Origin of the sequence: Roseomonas mucosa ATCC BAA-692, assembly GCF_000622225.1 — a bacterium.
In the GTDB taxonomy this organism is placed as follows: domain Bacteria; phylum Pseudomonadota; class Alphaproteobacteria; order Acetobacterales; family Acetobacteraceae; genus Roseomonas; species Roseomonas mucosa.
The window spans coordinates 1-2,502 of sequence record NZ_JHWD01000069.1; the positions used below are offsets into that span (position 1 = coordinate 1).

Below are 2,502 nucleotides of genomic sequence, written 5' to 3' on the forward strand. Positions count from 1 at the left end.
GTAAGCGCGGCGTGACCACCCTTCTTGATCTGGTCCACTGAGCCCGCGAGGTAGGTCGTCGCGGAGGTGTGGCGATGGCGCGATGGGTAGCGAGCACGAGTGCTAGCACTGGGGCGGTGGAGCGGGTGGAGATCGTCACTCGCGGCGCGCGGCGGGACTACACGGCCGAGGAGAAGGCCGCGTTCCTGGCCGAGGCTGCCGAGCCCGGGGCGCGGGTGCTGGAGGTGGCGCAGAGGCACGGCATCTCGCCGAGCCTGATCCACCGTTGGCGGCGCGAGGCCGAGGGCAGGCCGGTGAAACGCAAGACGGCCCCGCGCCCGCCGCAGCTGGTACCGCTGGTGGTTGGGCCAGGCGTCCCGGCCGCGGTGGCAGAGGCGGTCACGCCGGTGCGGGAGACGGTCGGGGCAGCGATCGAGGTTGTGCTGCGGAACGGCCGCGTGCTGCGGGTCGGGGGTGAGGCGGACGCGGCGGTGGTCGCCCGGCTGGCTGCGGCGCTGGAGGCGTGATCGCGCTCCCGGCGGGCGCACGCATCCTCCTCGCCACGCAGCCCGTGGACTTCCGCAAGGGGGCGCATGGCCTGGCGGCGCTGGCCGCCGAGATGCTGGACCAGGACCCGTTCTCGGGCGTGGTCCTGGTGTTCCGCTCGCGCCGGGCGGACCGGATCAAGATCCTGGTCTGGGACGCATCCGGCCTCGTGCTGGTCTGGAAGCAGCTCGAGGGCAACGTGTTTCGCTGGCCACCGATCGTCAATGGGGTGATGCGCCTCAGCCCAGTCGAGTTCGCGGCGCTGTTCGATGGCTTCGACTGGTCGCGCATGCAGACGCCGAAACGGATTCCCAGGCCGACCGCGGCTGCATAAGCTCGGCGTGCGATGCGCGCGGCCGACACCGAGACGGCGGACTTCCCGGACGACCCCGCGGCCCTGCGGGCGCTGCTCGCTGCGGCGTTGTCCCGGTGCGATGCGCTGGAGGCGGAGCGAGACGGCATCGCGGCCGAGCGTGACGCGCTGGCGGAGCGGAACGAACGGCTGCGCCACCTGCTGGAGAAGCTCCGGCGGATGCAGTTCGGCAAGCGGTCCGAGCGCCTGCCAGAGGATCAGCTCCACTTCGCGTTCGAGGAGCTTGAGGCCTCCATCGCCGAGGCCGCGGCCGAGGTGGCCAAGACCTCCCCCGAGCAGCGGGAGGGCACGATCAGGCGTCGCCGTGCCGGGCGCGGGCGGTTGCCCGCGCACCTGCCCCGCGTCGAGGTGGTGCTGGCGCCGGAGACAATGACCTGCCCCTGCTGCAACGGCGCCCTCGTCGAGATCGGGACCGACACGTCGGAGCGGCTGGACGTGATCCCGGCGAGGTTCCAGGTTCTCGTCACGCGCCGCCCGAAGTTCGCCTGCCGGGCCTGTCCCGGCACCGTGCTGCAGGCCTCGGCGCCACCCCGCCTGGTCGAGGGCGGGGTGCCGACGGAGGCCACCGTCGCCCACGTGCTGGTGTCGCGCTACGCCGACCACCTGCCCCTCTACCGCCAGTCCCAGATCCTGCTGCGGCAGGGGATCGAGATCGGGCGGGAGGTGCTGGCGGATTGGACCGGCACTGCGGCCCACGAGGTGCTGCCCGTCGTGCGCCGGATGCACGAGATCCTGCTCACCTCGCCCAAGCTGTTCGCCGACGAGACCACGATGCCGGTGCTCGACCCGGGGCGCGGCCAGACGAAGAAGGGCTACGCCTGGGCATTCGCGCGCGACGACCGGCCCTGGGGCGGCACGGACCCGCCTGCCGTGGTGTTCCACTATGCCCCGGGCCGCGGCGCCGAGCATGGCCGCGCGCTGCTCCGGAACTACGGCGGCATCCTCCAGTGCGATGGCTACGGCGTCTACAAGGCGATCGCCGCCGAGCGGGGCATGACGCTCGCGTTCTGCTGGAGCCACGTCCGTCGCGGGTTCATCCCGCTGGCGAAGGGCAGGACGGCACCGATCGCGGCCGAAGCGCTGCGACGCATCGCCGCCCTCTACGCCGTCGAGGCGGAGGTCAGGGGCAGCCTCCCGGAGGTCCGGCAGGCCGCCCGCCAGGCCAGGAGCCGCCCTCTCGTCGAGGAGCTGTTCGCCTGGCTGCGGCAGGCCCTCGCGCGCCTGCCCGGCAGCAGCCCGACCGCGGAGGCGATCCGCTACGCGCTGAACCACCAGGACGGTCTCGTGCGGTTCCTCGACGACGGCCGGATCGAAATGGATAGCAACACCGTCGAGCGCGCCATCCGACCCCTCTGCCTCTCCCGAAAAAACGCGCTGTTCGCCTCCGGCGACGACGGGGGCGCCCGCTGGGCGGCCATCGCCTCCCTCGTGGAGACGTGCAAGCTCAACGGCGTCGACCCGCAGCGCTACCTCGCCGACCTGCTCACCCGGCTCGTCGGCGGCTGGCCCAATAGCCGCCTCGACGAACTCATGCCCTGGTGCTGGACCGCCGACGCAGGCTGACCCTCAGGTCAAACCGCCAAGGGCTTGTTGGCCTCGCTTAC

Annotated in this window: 3 protein-coding genes; all 3 read left to right on the top strand. The window is 72.3% G+C overall.

Translation table 11 applies throughout. The features are described from left to right. The first annotated feature begins 74 nt into the window (after positions 1-74). From tnpA to tnpC, 3 genes are read left to right on the top strand one after another with little or no spacing between them, the layout of a single operon-like run. A complete protein-coding gene (gene tnpA / locus BT98_RS0120120) occupies positions 75-506 on the top strand; it encodes an IS66-like element accessory protein TnpA (RefSeq protein ID WP_026033610.1) in 432 nt (143 codons plus the stop codon). Further along, positions 503-859, top strand: a complete 357-nt coding sequence (tnpB, locus tag BT98_RS0120125) for an IS66 family insertion sequence element accessory protein TnpB (RefSeq protein WP_019463349.1) — start codon at positions 503-505, stop codon at positions 857-859. Before tnpA ends, tnpB begins: the two co-directional genes overlap by 4 nt. Positions 860-871: 12 nt before the next feature. Further along, positions 872-2,461, top strand: coding sequence for an IS66 family transposase (gene tnpC, locus BT98_RS0120130; RefSeq protein WP_019463314.1), 1,590 nt, complete (start codon positions 872-874; stop codon positions 2,459-2,461). The last annotated feature ends 41 nt before the right edge of the window (positions 2,462-2,502 follow it).

Bases quoted from the DNA above. Each gene is read 5' to 3' on its own strand.
- tnpC (WP_019463314.1), top strand. From the start codon at position 872: ATGCGCGCGGCCGACACCGAGACGGCGGACTTCCCGGACGACCCCGCG.
- tnpA (WP_026033610.1), top strand. From the start codon at position 75: ATGGCGCGATGGGTAGCGAGCACGAGTGCTAGCACTGGGGCGGTGGAG.